Origin of the sequence: Psychrobacter sp. UBA3068, from assembly GCF_002366815.1 — a bacterium.
GTDB lineage: Bacteria > Pseudomonadota > Gammaproteobacteria > Pseudomonadales > Moraxellaceae > Psychrobacter > Psychrobacter namhaensis.
Genome location: NZ_DFBY01000007.1, coordinates 124,104 through 141,209 on the forward strand (window position 1 = coordinate 124,104; position 17,106 = coordinate 141,209).

Genomic DNA, 17,106 nt, shown 5'->3' on the forward strand with positions numbered 1-17,106 from the left:
AAAAAAACAAGCTAGTATGATCGCAGCCCGTAACTGTCTTTAAGCTTATCATAACCTGAATTCGGGATAAGCCGGTGCTTAAGTTGTCGATACTATTTGCATAATTGTTATCTGATCTTATAAAGTCATGCTTTTGACAGTAGTTTATAGAGAAGTCTGCTTTCAAAGACTTAGCTGGTCTTCAAGAGTAATAGAGTATATCAATACTATCAGCAGCTTAATGAATCACTTATCCCGAACTGGGGTTATAACTGTCATTTTGTCTCCTCCTTTACCATCGCTCTAAATCTATCGGAAAAGTCAGGTAAAACGGAACGCACTGTAATCCACGGAGAGAGGGAGGCCACACCCATTGGATCTTCACAAAACTCAGCTGCAGCTTCTTTGATAGCCTCTTCAAAAGCTTCGACTGCCCTTATCTCATTTTGGCGGTTGTACGCAAGGGCATTTATCTTACTGAGTGTATGGTACTTTGAAATCTCAATACGCGACTGCTGGTAGTATGAAGCAAGGAGTGTTTTAAAAGAGGCTTCTGAAAAAACCACTCCCTCTTGAGCTAAAATTCTAAAAAGAGTTTTGGCTATATCGTTTGCCATCTTGTAAATGCCACCACCTTCACTTTTTGAGCCTAAGTCTTGATGTTTATGCTCATAACTCTCCATGATTTCTGTTTGACAGATACGACGGCTTGAGGTGTTGTTATAAACTTCTGAGAGTGTTGAAACCTCAAGCCCCCAAGTAGGAGAAATCGCAATACCACGACCAAGAGAACGAATAAATGCGAACTCTCCAGAGAGGGCATAACGAAAACTCTGCATATACTCCAAGTACTGGTTTGAGCCAAAAGTGATCTTGAGTGCTTTTATGAGTGGTGTATAAAAAAGACGGGTCACACGACCGTGGAGCTTGTTTGTAACGCGAGAGTAATAGCCTTTGTTAAACTCAAAATCAAGTCCTGGGTGTACTATGGGGTAAAAAAGCCGTGCAACAAGCGCTCGTGAGTAGTTTACTATGTCACAATCATGCAGGGCAAAAGCATAGTTATCTTGATCTGTGAGACCATAACCTATCATCGTCCAGACATTACGACCTTTTCCTGAAATGTCTAAACCAGGAAAACCCTCATCTGTAAGCTCTTTATATATCTTTTGTACGTTTGGACCATCATTCCAAAGTACCTCAACACTACACTCCAAAACGCTCATACGCTTCTTTACTTCTAAAAACTGCTCCTCAGTTGCACCGTCGAGTCCAAGTATAATTTTATAGAGATACTTCACGTTTTTAAGCTCATCAATAATAGTCTGCATCGCTGGCATTTCAAACTCTGAGTAGAGAGCGGGAAGCAAAAGCACCATATTTCTGCGTTTTGAAAACTGCAGTAATTCTTCTTCTATGCTTTCTAAGGAGCGATTTCCCACATTTTGTAGTGTTGTTATAACGCCGTTTTGAAAAAAATCTGACATCTTATTCTCCCTTTTGATGTTATCTCATACAACTAGACTGCCATGATTTTTCAAAACTTCGCAGTGACAGCAAGTGTCATTGCGAGCGAAGCGCGGCACTCTAACCTTCACGGTTACCTTTTATTATTATCGCTACATCTATCATATTTGTGCCCCTACAGTCTTATGTTTAGGGGGTACCATATTTCTTGCTACCTACACTTAAAATATTTTCTTTAAGCTAGCAATATTTTGAGATGAATTTTTTAGCAAAGACGCCTCAAGTGCATCGGCAAACATCTCTCTTGCAAGCGCTTTAGAGTCCATCAAATATCTCCAGTATAGAGCTATTCCAACCTTTTGGTCCTGGGTAGTCTGCTCTTTTTATATCTGCGTTTCCTATGGCACTAAAAGAGCCATCATAAAGGGGAACTAAAACACCAATATCTGCTTTTTTTATCATAGTAAAGTCATTTGCACTATCACCAAGGGCTATCTTGGTGCACTTTTGGTTGTAATACTCTTCATACATGTGAGCAAGTGTCAGCATGGCCTTTGCTTTGTCTTGTAGGAGTGAGACAAGGTGAAAAAATCTTCCCCCTTTTACTATATCAAAGCCCTTTTCATTTGCTTCTTTTTTAAGAGCCTCAAGCTCTCTTTCGTCTTGCATCAAAAAAGGCTCACTAAAGTCGCGTTTCATGGCATTTAAGCTCTCTTCTCTTGGCAAACCTGTATGCTGTATTACTTCATCAACACTCATATCTCCAAAACCTTTTATAGAGTAGCTCCGTTTCATGTGTGTGAAAAAAATTCTCAGTTCTATGTAGGAGTGCGCCTTAGAGAATTTTATCCACTCCTCTTTAAACGCCATCTCTTTTGCAAGTACAGACTCTGAGGGCACAAATATCCCAGCACCATTCTCAACAATAAAAGGCTGCCGCATGCCTAACTCCTTTTGAAGCACTACTACTTCACTAAAGGTTTTGCTCGTTGCGATAATGAGAGGAATTGAGCGATATTTTAAAAGTGCTAAGGCCTCTTTTGCAGGAGCGAAACTATAATCCTGGTGATTGAGTAATGTTCCATCTAAATCGGTAAATACAAGATATCTCTTCTTCATAGCAGTATGATACAACACAATTATTAGATTAGGGACTGTATAGAATTCAAATCAGCGGCAACCAAATAAAAACACAAGCTAGTATGATCGCAGCCCCGTAACTGTCTTTAAGCTTATCATAACGAGTGGCGATGCCTCTAAAATGCTTCAACCTAGCAAAAGCATTTTCTACCAAATGGCGGCAGCGATATAAATACCAATCCAAAGTATCGTTATTGCTTAGTGAATTCTATACAGTCCTAACACCCAAAAAATAGAGTAGCCGTTTATGGTCAATAAATCTGGTTGAGCCTCTTATACTCATACAAAACTATTTTTAATCGCTAGTTGCTCTTAGGTGATGCAGCGCTAGGCGCGTTAAACAACACTTTGAGCTTTTTCTTAAGCCCTTTGGCACGAAAAAATCGTTGCCACATACGGTAGAAAACGCCAAATATTAAATTGACGACATTATCATGACTGTCTTCACCAACAGCACCGTATTTCACGGGGTTATTGACAGTATCTTCTTCGACGTAAGTGCCAAACCAACGATCAAAAATAATGAGAACACCGCCGTAATTTTGGTCAATATATGCGCCATTGGTCCCATGGTGCGCACGGTGATTGGAGGGTGTGTCAAAAATGTACTCCACCCATTTTGGGAATTTTTCGACGGTTTCGGTATGGATAAAGAACTGATAAATCAAATCTAACGCGTAAAAGAAGAATACCCATACTGGATGAACACCCAGCATCATCAGTGGGACAAAAAATATCCACCAGCCTGTCACTGAGTACAGCAAGCTTTGGCGCATGGCGGTAGAGAGGTTCATATAGTCATCGGAATGATGCACGACGTGCGCTGACCAAAACCAGTTTACGCGGTGCGAGGCACGATGGAACCAATAGTAGCTAAACTCAACAGCAACAAAAATAGGAATGGCGGTCAGCCATGTCACCTCAATGGTAAATAAGCGATATTGATACAGCCACAAGCAAATGGGCAGCACGATAAGGGCGTGGACAACCAGCTCAAACCCTAAATAAGAACCACCCAAACTAAAGTTGGTCATGGTGCGACGCCAGCTAAAGCTGTCACTCTTGCCACGTTTGGATTGATAGAACCATTCTGCTAAAAACAGTAAGAAAAATGGGCCACCAGCCAGCGGTATCAGCCACTCTTGCCAGTGCGTGGGTAAAATACTGGCCAGCGTTGACTGCCAGGATTCAGGGGATATGGCCAATATACTTTGGTTCAATGCCTCCTTGTAACCATCTAATAGCTGACCATACTGACCCAGTGTCATAAGGGTATTATCTGCTGCCATACGGGCCTCCTAGCCACTATAAACCATCCTTGTCATTTTGGTATGATACTAAACTTAGCAAACAACACTGTACAAAAAATGGTGTCGTATCAGTTTTCTTGTCCTGACTAATGAATCCTGTTCAAAAAAGACAGGGCTGTCAGCATCACTACATTGTGCTAAGTATCACTATAAATTAAGCGCCACTATGAACAAGACCGATTTTTCGAGCCGAGAGCGCGGTTTGCCACTGTTGGTAACGAATATTTTGATATTCTAAGAACTGCTCAGACGTTTGATCTTCTGTTTTATCGGTCAGGGTAGTATCACCAAGCAATTGTACGATTAGCCCCTCTTTTGCGTGACTGGCGATTTGGTCAAGCTTACGCAGTGTGCCACGGTCGGGCAGTGCGTTTTCATGAATGCCTAGTAGGACCTGTACAGGATGGTGGTCTAAGTAAGCCTTTAATCGTGCCATATCATCACGATCATCAATAATCCCGAAATTCTCAACCTCACTACTGGCATTAAGAGTCGCCTTCAAACTCGCTTGCCACCAGTTGTCCTGCTCTGATGGGTATTCGAGTAAAGCCACCACTTTCTTGCCAGCGCTAACCGCCGCTTTTGGGGCGATAGGTGCTGGCGCTTCCTGATAATCATCAGCATCTACCACATGACGCTGCCAAAAATTCAAGATTTTTTGGTAATAAGGCAGTTTGATATCCAAACGCATTTTTTTACGGCGAAACATAAGCGCACAAAACGTCCATGCTATCGCTCGCGGCACCATGCCATACATCAGCAAACTTCCTACCAATAAGCTTGCCCATTGCCGTGCAACGGATAGGGGCATCGCGTCTGTCACCAATCGGCTTTGAGTGACCGCCGCATTGTCTGGCACATCAAATCCCACCATGCTTGGCAACCAGCCGAGTATTTGAGTCAACGCTATGAGTGCCTGATCGGAGAGTAGGGTTGACTCCCAGCTAAAACTGTACTGACGTACGACCAATAAAAATACAATCGCAAACAGCATACCGGTTAAGGTGGCCAGCCATAATTGATGACTAAACTTGCCTAAATACCAACGCATACCACTGTGTTGCAATTGACGTTCGTACAAATCAACGGCAGCTTTGGTGACATCATCTTTGCCGCGTATGAGATAACTGGGGCTGACAAAACTGGCAAACCAATTGGTAGATTGTTTGCCTTGATTCATCAGGGTCATCACAAGCCAGCCGACCAGCATAATGGTATGAAACCCCAGCAGACAGACCAACACATAAAAGAAATTCACTACGTTGCTCTGTAGTAAGGTAAACAGTCCTAAAAATCCTGAGACACACCACACGATGCTCATGACAACCATGATACCCTTGATGCGACCATCAATCTTACCCAACACTTGCGCCAGTGCACCGTTACTATCGATACGTGAAGCACGGCGATGCAATTTTTGCAGGGGTTTGCCGTCTTCACTTTGTAATTTTTCAGTGATAAGCAGCGGATCCGTGGTAAAGACGTGTTGCTGAGTTTCAAGCGTACGTACCAGCTCAGTCAATTGATCTTGGGGTGATAGCATAAGTCGGTCATATCCGTATAAAAGCGTTCATTTAGCAGACAGTACTTGATGATTGTAGCGTAAATAATATGACGTTGACCGCTATTATTTTGTTGTGAGCGCGGCCGATCATCAATACAGGTTAACGTCTGACGCATGTTTATCATGGTAAACGTAACAAAAATCCGCCAAAATGAAGGGTAGAACAGATCCTAGTTACTCAAAAAACTGTCAAAAGACCCAAAAAAAAGGAATCGTCATGAATAATAAAACTTATCTCATTATCGGCGGTACAGGCGGCATCGGCAGAGCCATGGTTGAGCAATTAATAGATAACACTGCCAGCCATAGTGAAAAAGTCATCCCTCATGTTTTTGCAACTTACCATAGCAGTGTTCCTGATTTTGCCGCAGACAATCTGCATTGGATACCTATGGATATCTGTGACGAGCAAAGTATCCAACAAGCGGCTGACGTCATCAAGCAGCAAACCGCGCACATTGATTGGGTGATAAATTGTGCAGGTTTACTACACACGGCCGCGCAGCAGCCAGAAAAAGCACTCCGGCAGATTGAGACTGATTTTTTTATACAGAACATGCAAGTGAATGCCTGGGCAAGCTTGCTCATTGCCAAACATATCAAACCCCTATTGGCGAATGCTGAACGTAGTCATGATAAACCAGCGGTTTTTGCGACGGTATCGGCACGTGTCGGCAGTATCAGTGACAACCAGTTGGGCGGTTGGTATAGCTATCGTATGAGTAAAGCGGCGCTTAATATGGGGATGAAAAATCTGAGTATCGAGTGGGGCCGGTCGCTCAAAGACGTGTGTGTCGTTGTCATGCAACCAGGCACGGTGAACACCCAACTGTCAGCCCCATTCCAAGGGAACGTGGCTGACGGACAGTTATTCTCGCCCGCTTATAGTGCAGAGTGCCTATTAGAGGTGCTAAGCCACATGACGGCGGCGCAATCAGGAAGCTTTGTTGATTGGGCAGGGGAACCCATACCTTGGTAATGACAGCAGCATTAAGAAGGTAGGTTTGAGCCTGTTTATAAACAGGTGGTTAATGCGCTGGGGCTCACACGTTAGTTCGCGACAAACAAGTCCATAAACTCATGTACAGGTGTTTGCTCCAAGCGCTCTTGATCACTGCACAATGCAAAGATAGACGCGCAACGACTGTCGATAAATCGCGTCGCCAGACTGGCACGAAACTTAGCTTCTAACACAGGCAAGCCTTCTTTGCGGCGGCGTTTATGACCGATAGGATATTCCACCGCAACCTTATCGGTACTGGTGCCGTCTTTAAAAAATATTTGAATCGCATTGGCAATCGAGCGTTTGCTTGGGTCATGGTAGTCTTTTGAATAACGCAGATCTTCTTCCACCACCATCTTTTGGCGTAACCCATCAATCAAAATCTGATGCTGCTCATGATAGTCATCTTCATAGTTCTCCGCCATCAAATCACCTGTCAATAAAGGCACGGCGACCATGTATTGGAGGCAGTGATCGCGATCGGCAGGATTGGCCAGCGTTCCTTCTTTAGAGATAATTCTAATCGCGGATTCATGCGTGGTCAGGACAATTTTTTCAATCTCATCAATTCTGCCATCAATGCGTGGATGCAAAATAACAGCGGCCTCGCAAGCCGTTTGCGCATGAAATTCGGCAGGAAAACTTAGTTTAAACAAGATATTTTCCATGACGTAACTGCCAAATTCCCGCTGAAAAGTAAACTGTCTCTCATGGTCAGGTTTGGTGGCTAAGTCTTTACTGGTGTGGCTAAACAACACGTCATAAAACCCCCATTGCGGCGCGGTGAGTGCGCCTGGAATGCCCATTTCACCGCGTCGAGTAATATCAACCAAACGCACAGCGCGGCTGGTCGCATCACCGGCCGCCCAAGACTTACGGCTACCGGCATTGGGCGCATGACGATAAGTACGCAATGCTTGACCATCGACCAGCGCTTGAGAAATCGCTGCCATGACTCGCTCACGGGGTAGCTGGTAGAGTTTAGCGACCACGGCTGTTGAGGCTAGCTTAACCAAAAACACATGGTCGAGCCCAACGCGGTTAAAGGAATTGTCTAACGCCAGTACCCCTTGAATCTCATGCGCCATAATCATGGCTTCGAGCACCTCACGCATGGTGAGGGGCGCACGACCTTGGCTGACGTTTTTCTGACTGATATAGTCCGCCACTGCCAAAATACCGCCCAAGTTGTCTGAAGGGTGTCCCCATTCAGCCGCAAGCCACGTGTCGTTGTAATCAAGCCAGCGCACGATACAGCCAATATCAAAGGCGGCTTTGATGGGGTCGAGCTTATGAGAGGTCCCAGGGACGCGCGCGCCATTGGGAGTCAGTTGATCGGCGCAATCTGGACCTAGATGTTTGGTGCACTCAGGAAAGCGTAACGCCAGTAGCCCGCAGCCAAGCGTATCCATCAAACAATAACGAGCGGTGCTCCATGCCTCGGTACTGTTTGGTGACTCTTCATCTATAGAGTAATTAAGAACATAGTCGGCAATTTTTTGAATTTCATCGTCATACTCTGGACGAACATTGCTCTCGACGGTCGCATTTTGGGACTGTGACATGGCTGTCTCCTCTTCCTTAAGTGGGCTATTTTATTGACCAACTGGGGTTTTAGTCATCATTTAAAAGTAGCACACTCAATATGGAACAACCAAATTGAATTATGTTAAGAATTACGACCTTAGCAGCCGTTTAAATCATCAGATACAGTAGGCCTAAAATAAATAAAGCTGCCATGATAAACAATAGAGCGCTTAAAATTTTGGTCGTGGTTGTGGCAGTATCAGTACGCTCTTTTCTCACTTTGGTTTTTTTGGCAACGTACAACACCATTTTCACATGTTCAATGTTATCTTCGAGATAGTGGTCACCTTCAGGCACAAAGCCTAAAGACTCATAAAAGCGGAGCAAATAGCTTTGGGCAGAGATAATAATGGGTCTCTTTTTACCGTATTTTTTGCGGCAGTGGGCAATAGCATGGGTCATTATTTGCCTTGCCAGACCCTTACCTCGGTGCGCTGAGAGTACGAGCACTCTACCAATGGCAGACATGGATGTGTGGTTGGATTTAACAGCCGAATCGGTGACGGCAAGATTGGACTTCAGCTGGTTAAATTCAGGCGGAATGATGCGGCAATAACCCACCAGCGCTTCATTTTGATGGGCAATCAGATGCAAACAATCAAAATCCACCTCATCCATGTCTTGGTAGGCGCAATTTTGCTCGACCACAAACACTTGGGAGCGCGCCTTTAGAATGTGGTACAGATCAACTGAGGTCAACTCATCAAAGGTTTTTATAGAAAATTCACAAGTCATAATTGATTGGCTTCTAACAATGGGCTTTAAAAGAGTGGCATTATAACGATTTAGACACGCATTAACCATGCAAGGTTTGACTGATCTTGTCCAAGTTTAAGCTGTCAGACATGGCACTAAATATCTCAAAGTACTTGCCGCCTTTTTGATATAGCGCCTCGTGAGTACCTGTCTCTACCACTTGGCCGTTTTCTATCACGACAAGGTCGTCAGCGTCGATGATTTGCGCGATATTGTGCGAGACCATAATGACCGTACGGTCTTTTTTGATTAAATCCAAGCTTTTTTTGACTTGTTGACTGGCGATGGCATCCAGACTGGCAGTCGGCTCATCCAAAAACACAATGGGCGGGTCTTTTAAGAACATTCTTGCCAGCGCGATACGCTGCTGTTGACCACCCGACAAAGATTTTGCCGTACTGTCATACCCATCCGCCAGCTTGGTAATTTGCTCATGAATAGAGGCTTTTTTGGCAGCCACAATGATATCCTCGATGCTGGCATTCATATTGCCATAGCGGATATTTTCACTGATGGTCCCTGAAAAAATATGATTGCTTTGTAGCACCAAACCGATGTGCTGGCGTAATTCATGGGTGTCACAATCCGCTAAATCGTGCCCATCTAGCAAGATCTTGCCAGCGTCTGGCTCATAAAACTTCACAAGTAGGCTAATAATCGTACTCTTGCCAGCGCCGCTTAACCCAACCAAAGCGGTAATGCGATTGGGCTTAATGGTAAAGCTGACGTCTTTTAGCGCTTGCGTACCATTGGGATAAGTAAAATCAACGTTTTTCAGCTCAATGTGACCTTTTAAATCTTGGTTTTTTATACCATCAACATTTTCGACTTGGCTTTCATCTTCTAAAATATCAAAAAATCCTTCGGCATAAGTGAGGGCATTATTGATCTGATCATAGATGCGATGCAGTTGCCGAATCGGCGCAGCGACATTCTGAAACAGCATGACGTGAAATAAAATCATGCCGATGGTCATTTCACCTTGCAGCACAAAATAAGCGGTAAGCAGAATAATGACCACCACACCAATCTGTTCGATAAAGGTTTTTATGGCATCATAAATAAAACCAATACTGCGAATACGCAGCTGATTGTCGGTCATCTCTTTTTGAATGGCTAAGTGTTTCTCAGCCTCAATCGACTCACGGACAAAAGATTTCACCACGCTGATAGAGTTAATGAGCGAGATCACCAAACCGCTCTTGGCTTCGCGGTATCCACGCATCTGTCGCCGAAATCCTTGTAGGCGCTTTGCCTGTTTTTGACTGATAAAAAAGTAAATCGGGATGATGATCAGGCCGACCAAACCTATCCAAACGTTGGTCGAAAACATAATGATGAGCGAGACAATCGCACTGGCAAACAGCGGTAACATATCGATAAAGAAGTTTTGTACTAGGGTGGTTAGGCTACTGACACCATAATCGATACGAGTTTGCAGTTTTCCACTGTCATTTTCGCTACTGGTATAAAACGCCATACGATATGTAAGAATCCGCTCGATGATTTTTTGTGACAAGTCCCGAGAGAGGTTGATGCGAATCTTTTCACCAAAAAATCGCTGCCCAAACGAGATAAATATCGACAGTATCTCTTTGGTCAGTAGTACCGCGCTGATGATCGTTAACATGCGTACGCCAGCTGCCCAAGGCTCGGACAAGGTGGCGATTTCGGTCAAGGTGTCGACCGCGTAGCGCAGCACAAAGGCGTTGACCTGCGCGGTAAAGGAGCCAAGCACCGTTAATATCAAGGTTGCCACAATTAAGCCTTTGTAAGGCGCGGCAAAGACGGCCAGCTTTTTGAGAATATCCCATAGCAAAGCCCGCCGCTCCGTTTTTTTTAGCAGCGGTTTTTTGTCTAAGGGGGCACGGCGTGATGGGGTGGTTGGCATAAACGCTTAGCTCATGGGTATTAATATTTTACGTAATCATATTTATATAAATTGGCTTGGCCTTGGTTACTATCGGAGGCATGATCATGATATATGGTGAGACCAAGGCAACAGGCTAATCAGTGAGATTAAAACGCATCCGCTGGCACAAATACCGCGCCTGCCATAATACGGCGCGCAGAGCGGCTCATGGATACTTTTTTGGCCTGCCAGCGTCCATCGACCAGCTCAGTCTTACCGCCGACTAGCAAGGTTCCCGATGGATGACCGAAGCGCACTTCATCAAGCTGCTTTTCAGATTGGCCGCCACCAGCGGCTTCGTTGACCAATGTCCCTTGCGTGGTTGCTGCTGCGGCAATTGCTACTGCTGCCGTGCCCATCATGGCATGATGCAACTGCCCCATGCTCATTGCTCGCACGACCAAATCAATCTCGCCTGCTTCGACTGGTTTACCACTCGATGCGGTGTAGCTCTGCGACTTGCCAACCCAAGCGATTTTAGGGATATGCTGGCTAGTTTGCGCCTCACTTTCGTCTTTAAATAAGCCCATAGCGACCCCGCCACGCGCACGGATTTTTTCTAGCTTGGTTAGTAGCTCATCATTGCTATTAATATCGCTTTGCAACTCGGTGCCTGTAAAGCCTAAATCCTCTGCGCGCATAAAGATAGTCGGAATGCCCGCGCTGATAAAGGTTGCTTTGACACGATCAGCTTTTAGACCACAGCCAGAAACATCAAAGTCATCGACCAAGTTGTTTGTTGGGAACATATCACTTGATGAGTCGACCGGATCAATAAACTCAATCTTGACCTCAGCGGCAGGGAAGGTGACACCGTCTAACTCAAAGTCGCCTGTTTCTTGAACCTGTACTTTATCATTTACATCTTTATAGACTGGCACATGCGCAATAATCGTTTTGCCGATGTTTTCTTGCCAAATACGCACTTCGCAAATACCGCTATCAGCGTTTTCATGAATGCTATTAGCAATTTTATCGGCAGCGACCAGACCCATATTAATAGCACACGCACCCACTGCTGCGGTCAAGTTGCCACAGTTACCCGCCCAATCTATCATCGGCTTTGCGATATTGACCTGTCCAAACAGATAATTCACGTCATGATCTGATTTTTCAGAGGCGGACAAAATGACCGTCTTTGAAGTGCTAGAGCTGCCATTGCCCAAACCATCGATCTGCTTGCCATAAGGATCAGGGCTACCGATGACGCGCAAGAGGAAGTTATCGCGCGACGCGCCAGCCACTTGGCAACGCACAGGTAAGTCGGATAACTTAAAGAACGTGCCTTTTGAGGTGCCTCCACGCATATAAGTAGCAGGGACGGAGACTTGTGGGGCAAAAGAGGGGGTTGGTGAAGTGGTTTGGGTCACTGTGTTAAATCCTTTTTAAGTTGTAATATGATTAGGTGTCATCGATAAATAAGTACGAACGACTAAGACATGACGTTAATAATGATAGCGACAAGAAATAACGGTCAAATAGTTATCATCGACGGTATATACCAACCGATTGGCGTCATCGATGCGTCTGGACCAAAATCCTGATAGGTTTTCTTTTAGGGGTTCAGGCTTGCCAATGCCATCAAACGGACTGCGTTTGCAGTCGGTGATAAGTTTATTGATACGTTTGAGTGTTTTTTTGTCTTGTGTCTGCCAATACAAGTAATCTTTCCACGCCGCATCTGTCCATGCTAATTGCTCACTCACTATCAAACCCTTTGACTATATGAAAATTTTTGCGTTCAAGCGTTCTCAATGTCGCCATCTGCACGCTCATTGTCATCACTGCTATTACTTTCGTCTGTTATATCAATCAGCTCATGCGTGACGGTTTTGCCAGCTTGATATTGCGCAATAGATTCCGCTAAGTGCGCGGCATTGGCAGGAGATTTGAGCAGATAGACGGTTTCCATCAGGCTATTGTAATAATCAAGCGACATAACAACCGCATCATCAGCGTCACGTCGAGTGACAATAGTGGCATTGGCGTCGTCATTGACGGTGTCTAGCACCGATTTTAGGTGCTTTCTGGCTTCTGAAAAACTAACGACCCTCATGATATACTCCATAACTTGTACATTATATTGTACATGTTACGCCATTGGTGAGGCAAACTCAATATTTAGCTGACCTCGATACTTAGATATTAGTAAAAAGGCTAAGTTTAAAGGTTGCAAGCAAAAAAACCGATGTCATATAACTACGCTATACAACATCGGCTCCTTATATACTCATAGAATGCTAAAAATTACGCAATATCTAAGGTCCCTTCGATAAACTCTTTGGCAAAGCGCTGTAGCATACCGCCCGCATTGTACATTTTGACTTCATCTGCTGTATCAAGGCGACAGATAATAGGCGCTTCCGTTTTGCTACCGTCAGCACGGTTGATGACTAAGGTCATGCGACCGCCAGCCGATACATCACCTGTGACATCAAATACTTCTGTACCATCTATATTTAAAGTATCACGGGTGGTCCCTTTTTCAAACTGTAGTGGTAGGGCGCCCATACCGACCAAGTTTTGACGATGGATACGCTCAAAGTCTTCAGCGACAACCACTTCCACGCCTGCTAAACGTACGCCTTTTGCCGCCCAGTCACGGCTTGACCCTTGACCATAGCCATCACCTGCGATGATAATCAGCGGCTGCTCACGGTTCATGTAGGTCTCAATCGCTTCCCACATACGCATGACTTGACCCTCTGGCTCAACACGGGCGTATGACCCTTGAACGATCTCACCATTATCGTCGCGTACCATCTCATTGAGTAGTTTTGGGTTGGCAAAAGTGGCACGCTGCGCGGTCAAATGATCACCGCGATGGGTCGCATAAGAGTTGTAGTCCTCAGCAGGTAGGCCCATGGTATCAAGATACTCGCCAGCCGCGGAATCACCTAAGATAGCATTAGAAGGTGACAAGTGATCGGTGGTGATGTTGTCTCCTAATACCGCTAACGGACGCAGACCGGTGAGTGCATTTTTCTTGGCCATTTTGCCTTCCCAATACGGTGGGCGACGGATATATGTGGTCATCTCTCGCCAGTCATATAGCGGACTTAAGGCTTTACCCGTGTCTTTTTTGGCTTCATCAAACATTGGGATGTAAACGGCATTAAATTGTTCAGGCTTGACAGCGGCGGCAACGATAGCATCCACTTCATCATCATCGAACCAGATGTCTTTTAGATACACGTCATTACCGTCCTGATCTTGACCCAACGCGTCTTTTTCGATATCAAAACGAATGTTACCCGCGATGGCATAAGCGATGACCAATGGTGGCGATGCTAAGAATGCTTGCTTGGCATAAGGATGGATACGACCATCGAAGTTACGGTTGCCAGACAGCACCGCTGTGGTAAATAAATCGTTATCGATGATTTCTTTTTCGATATCAGGATCAAGCGCACCGCTCATGCCGTTACACGTGGTACAGGCAAAACCGACCACATCAAAGCCGATTTCTTGTAGCTCAGGCATCAGGCCTGCTTCTTCTAGGTACATTTTTACGGTTTTTGAGCCAGGGGCTAAGGATGACTTCACCCACGGCTTGCGCAATAAGCCTTTGGCATTGGCGTTACGGGCGACGAGGCCTGCGGCAACCATGTTGCGTGGGTTTGAGGTGTTGGTACAGCTGGTAATAGCAGCAATAATAACCGCGCCATCTGGCATAAGCCCGTCTTTTGGTTCAGGCAGTTTTTCATCAGCACCATGCGCAATACCTTTGGCAACCAAATCTGTGGTAGAGACACGGGCATGCGGGCGTGAAGGCCCTGCCATGTTGCGCACGACCGATGACAAGTCAAACTCAAGTACGCGTGCGTACTCAGCGTTTTCCATGCCATCAGCCCATAGGCCTGTCTGCTTGGCATATTGCTCAACCAATTTAATTTGATCTTCACTACGACCCGTCAGACGTAAATAGTCGATGGTTTGCTCATCGATATAAAACATGGCCGCCGTTGCGCCATATTCAGGCGTCATATTAGAGATAGAGGCACGGTCGCCTACTGTCAGCTGGCGCGCGCCTTCACCGAAGAATTCAATATAAGTAGAGACCACGCCTGCATCGCGCAAAAACTCGGTCATGGCAAGCACCAAATCCGTGCCCGTAATGCCTTTTTGCAATTTGCCCGTTAATTTGACGCCAACGTAATCTGGCAAGCGCATATACGATGGGTTGCCGAGCATGACGCTTTCGGCCTCAAGTCCGCCCACACCGATTGAGATAACGCCTAACGCATCGACCATTGGTGTGTGGCTGTCCGTACCGACCAAAGTATCAGCAAAAGCAACTTCTTCACCGGCTTTGTTCTGTACGACCTGTACGACAGGTGACATTTTCTCTAGGTTGATCTGATGCATGATGCCGTTACCAGGTGGTACGACATTGACGTTATCAAAGGCATACTGACACCAGTTGATAAAATGAAAGCGGTCATCGTTACGGCGCTCTTCGATGGCACGGTTTTTTTCAAACGCGTCTTCTTCAAAACCGCCGTGCTCAACGGCCAATGAGTGATCTACGATCAGCTGGGTCGGCACAATTGGATTTACTTTAGAGGGATCACCGCCTTGCTCAGCGATGGCATCACGTAAGCCGGCCAAATCAACAAAGGCCGTCTGACCCAAGATATCATGACAAACGACGCGCGCCGGATACCAAGGAAAATCAAGGTCTTGCTTGCGGTCGATATGCTGCTTTAGGGCAGCTGTTAAGTCTTCTGGCGGGCAACGACGAACCAAGTTTTCGCACAGTACTTTTGAGCAGAACGGTAGCTTGTCATAGGCGCCCGCTTCAATACTCTCGACAGCAGCGCGTGTGTCAAAATAATAAAGATCCGTTCCCGGAAGTGGCTTTTTGAATGAGTCATTCATGGGTTGTACGAGGGCGTTGTCCATAAGTCACCTTTGGCTGTTGGCTGATTTGAATTAATACTCGAGTGTCAAACATTACAATGACGTAAAAGCGTTATGTTTTAGCAAAACCCGCTATGTCACCATTCAAACTAGTAGGCTTTGCTAAAAAATATCATGGGAAATTAGAAAGACGCGGTTGCAAAGTTATATGAATAAGGTTACCTAAAAAGGATGAGCGTGTGACGATCCAGCCTAAACCTTGATGCAGGCGAGCAAGGCTGGGTCGTCATACGTCTATCAGCCAGCACCATCGCTAGCCGATAGTGACAAATCTAACGCGCACTCATATCTGGCACAGGACGCAACTCTTCGCCAGTATATTCGGCACTTGGGCGAATGATACGGTTATTGGCACGTTGCTCAAACACGTGTGCCGCCCAGCCTGTTAAGCGTGAACAGACAAAGATTGGGGTAAATAGCTTGGTTGGGATACCCATAAAGTGATAAGCAGACGCATGGAAAAAGTCAGCATTACAGAACAGTTTTTTCTCGCGCCACATCACTTCTTCACAGCGTACTGATACAGGGTATAACACCTCGTCACCAACGTCAGCGGCCAGTTTTTCAGCCCATCCTTTAATCACCACATTACGCGGATCTGATTCGCTATAAATGGCATGCCCAAAGCCCATAATTTTATCTTTACGCGCCAGCATGCCCATCATCTCTGCTTCGGCTTCATCAGGTGAACTGAAACCTTCGATCATGTCCATGGCTGCTTCATTGGCACCGCCATGCAGCGGGCCTCGTAGTGAGCCAATCGCGCCGGTAATGCAAGAATGAATGTCAGATAGGGTAGAGGCACACACGCGCGCGGTAAAGGTTGAGGCGTTAAACTCGTGCTCTGCATACAAAATGAGTGAAACGTTCATGACTTTTTCATGGAGCTCATTTGGTTTTTCACCTTTGAGCAGATGCAAGAAGTGTCCGCCAATGGTGTCATCATCAGTGTCAGTCTCGATACGTACGTTGTCGTGACTAAAGCGATACCAGTAGTTAATGATCGATGGGAACGCTGCCAGCATACGGTCAGTTTGATCATTTTGCTGAGAAAAGTCAGTTTCAGTCTCAAGGTTGCCAAGCATTGAGCAGCCAGTACGCAGCACATCCATTGGATGGGCGCTGGCAGGAATGCGCTCAAGCACGTCTTTCAGCGCTTGCGGTAGGCCGCGCAGTTTTTTTAGCTTGGCTTGATAAGCGTCTAATTCACTTTGCGTTGGTAAGTTGCCATAAAGCAGCAAATACGCGACTTCCTCAAAAATACATTTGTCCGCCAGCTCTGATACGTCATAGCCACGATAGGTCAATCCAGAGCCTGATTTACCCACGGTAGATAGGGCGGTCTTGCCAGCGACTTGACCACGAAGACCTGCGCCTGACAATACTTTTGCTGATTGGTTTTGTGCTGCCATGTTTCCATTCCTTTTGTTGGTAGCTTTTTAACGGGTTATTACAATGGACTAAA

13 protein-coding genes and 1 pseudogene are annotated in these 17,106 nt (G+C 45.6%); 1 reads left to right on the forward strand and 13 read right to left on the reverse strand.

What is annotated here, in order from left to right; all coding sequences use genetic code 11:
* Positions 1 to 254: 254 nt before the first annotated feature.
* From B2P60_RS01435 to B2P60_RS01455, 5 genes and pseudogenes are all read right to left on the reverse strand, one after another.
* Entirely contained in the window at positions 255 to 1,466 is a 1,212-nt protein-coding gene (locus B2P60_RS01435) for a glycosyl transferase (protein WP_286739008.1), read from the reverse strand.
* Between the two features lie 295 nt (positions 1,467 to 1,761).
* Positions 1,762 to 2,565 carry an HAD-IIB family hydrolase gene (locus B2P60_RS01440; RefSeq protein WP_286739009.1) on the reverse strand — a complete coding sequence of 268 codons (804 nt, stop codon included), beginning with the start codon at positions 2,563 to 2,565 and terminating at the stop codon, positions 1,762 to 1,764.
* Between the two features lie 46 nt (positions 2,566 to 2,611).
* A pseudogene (locus tag B2P60_RS01445) lies at positions 2,612 to 2,794 on the reverse strand (transposase); the annotation flags it as partial.
* A 94-nt stretch (positions 2,795 to 2,888) separates the two neighbouring features.
* Entirely contained in the window at positions 2,889 to 3,875 is a 987-nt protein-coding gene (locus B2P60_RS01450; RefSeq protein ID WP_286739010.1) for a sterol desaturase family protein, read from the reverse strand.
* A gap of 175 nt (positions 3,876 to 4,050) precedes the next feature.
* Positions 4,051 to 5,439 (reverse strand): DUF2868 domain-containing protein, encoded by a 1,389-nt coding sequence (locus B2P60_RS01455; protein WP_286739011.1) that lies wholly within the window; start codon positions 5,437 to 5,439, stop codon positions 4,051 to 4,053.
* Positions 5,440 to 5,677: 238 nt separating this feature from the next.
* Here B2P60_RS01455 and B2P60_RS01460 point away from each other — a divergent pair, with 238 nt between their 5' ends.
* Positions 5,678 to 6,439: an SDR family oxidoreductase gene (locus B2P60_RS01460; protein WP_193004962.1), complete on the forward strand. Its 762-nt coding sequence runs from the start codon at positions 5,678 to 5,680 to the stop codon at positions 6,437 to 6,439.
* 71 nt (positions 6,440 to 6,510) lie between these two features.
* On the opposite strand, the gene B2P60_RS01465 is transcribed toward B2P60_RS01460, so the two are convergent.
* The 8 genes from B2P60_RS01465 to prpC form a co-directional block, all read right to left on the reverse strand.
* A complete protein-coding gene (locus tag B2P60_RS01465) occupies positions 6,511 to 8,028 on the reverse strand; it encodes a bifunctional 2-methylcitrate dehydratase/aconitate hydratase (protein WP_286739013.1) in 1,518 nt (505 codons plus the stop codon).
* A 130-nt stretch (positions 8,029 to 8,158) separates the two neighbouring features.
* Positions 8,159 to 8,785: a GNAT family N-acetyltransferase gene (locus B2P60_RS01470; RefSeq protein WP_286739015.1), complete on the reverse strand. Its 627-nt coding sequence runs from the start codon at positions 8,783 to 8,785 to the stop codon at positions 8,159 to 8,161.
* Between the two features lie 61 nt (positions 8,786 to 8,846).
* Positions 8,847 to 10,697, reverse strand: a complete 1,851-nt coding sequence (locus B2P60_RS01475; protein ID WP_286739016.1) for an ABC transporter ATP-binding protein — start codon at positions 10,695 to 10,697, stop codon at positions 8,847 to 8,849.
* Positions 10,698 to 10,825: 128 nt separating this feature from the next.
* Positions 10,826 to 12,088, reverse strand: a complete 1,263-nt coding sequence (prpF, locus tag B2P60_RS01480; RefSeq protein WP_286739017.1) for a 2-methylaconitate cis-trans isomerase PrpF — start codon at positions 12,086 to 12,088, stop codon at positions 10,826 to 10,828.
* 75 nt (positions 12,089 to 12,163) lie between these two features.
* Positions 12,164 to 12,427: a Txe/YoeB family addiction module toxin gene (locus B2P60_RS01485; RefSeq protein ID WP_193005058.1), complete on the reverse strand. Its 264-nt coding sequence runs from the start codon at positions 12,425 to 12,427 to the stop codon at positions 12,164 to 12,166.
* Positions 12,428 to 12,459: 32 nt separating this feature from the next.
* Positions 12,460 to 12,774: a type II toxin-antitoxin system Phd/YefM family antitoxin gene (locus B2P60_RS01490; protein WP_193004967.1), complete on the reverse strand. Its 315-nt coding sequence runs from the start codon at positions 12,772 to 12,774 to the stop codon at positions 12,460 to 12,462.
* Between the two features lie 191 nt (positions 12,775 to 12,965).
* Entirely contained in the window at positions 12,966 to 15,599 is a 2,634-nt protein-coding gene (gene acnD, locus B2P60_RS01495) for a Fe/S-dependent 2-methylisocitrate dehydratase AcnD (protein WP_286739035.1), read from the reverse strand.
* 314 nt (positions 15,600 to 15,913) lie between these two features.
* Positions 15,914 to 17,053 carry a bifunctional 2-methylcitrate synthase/citrate synthase gene (gene prpC, locus B2P60_RS01500; protein ID WP_193004968.1) on the reverse strand — a complete coding sequence of 380 codons (1,140 nt, stop codon included), beginning with the start codon at positions 17,051 to 17,053 and terminating at the stop codon, positions 15,914 to 15,916.
* Positions 17,054 to 17,106: the final 53 nt, after the last annotated feature.

Coding starts and splice junctions, on each gene's coding strand:
- B2P60_RS01490 (WP_193004967.1), bottom strand. CDS start 12,774: ATGAGGGTCGTTAGTTTTTCAGAAGCCAGAAAGCACCTAAAATCGGTG.
- B2P60_RS01465 (WP_286739013.1), bottom strand. CDS start 8,028: ATGTCACAGTCCCAAAATGCGACCGTCGAGAGCAATGTTCGTCCAGAG.
- B2P60_RS01440 (WP_286739009.1), bottom strand. CDS start 2,565: ATGAAGAAGAGATATCTTGTATTTACCGATTTAGATGGAACATTACTC.
- B2P60_RS01470 (WP_286739015.1), bottom strand. CDS start 8,785: ATGACTTGTGAATTTTCTATAAAAACCTTTGATGAGTTGACCTCAGTT.
- B2P60_RS01460 (WP_193004962.1), top strand. CDS start 5,678: ATGAATAATAAAACTTATCTCATTATCGGCGGTACAGGCGGCATCGGC.
- B2P60_RS01435 (WP_286739008.1), bottom strand. CDS start 1,466: ATGTCAGATTTTTTTCAAAACGGCGTTATAACAACACTACAAAATGTG.
- acnD (WP_286739035.1), bottom strand. CDS start 15,599: ATGAATGACTCATTCAAAAAGCCACTTCCGGGAACGGATCTTTATTAT.
- prpC (WP_193004968.1), bottom strand. CDS start 17,053: ATGGCAGCACAAAACCAATCAGCAAAAGTATTGTCAGGCGCAGGTCTT.
- B2P60_RS01455 (WP_286739011.1), bottom strand. CDS start 5,439: ATGCTATCACCCCAAGATCAATTGACTGAGCTGGTACGTACGCTTGAA.
- B2P60_RS01475 (WP_286739016.1), bottom strand. CDS start 10,697: ATGCCAACCACCCCATCACGCCGTGCCCCCTTAGACAAAAAACCGCTG.
- B2P60_RS01450 (WP_286739010.1), bottom strand. CDS start 3,875: ATGGCAGCAGATAATACCCTTATGACACTGGGTCAGTATGGTCAGCTA.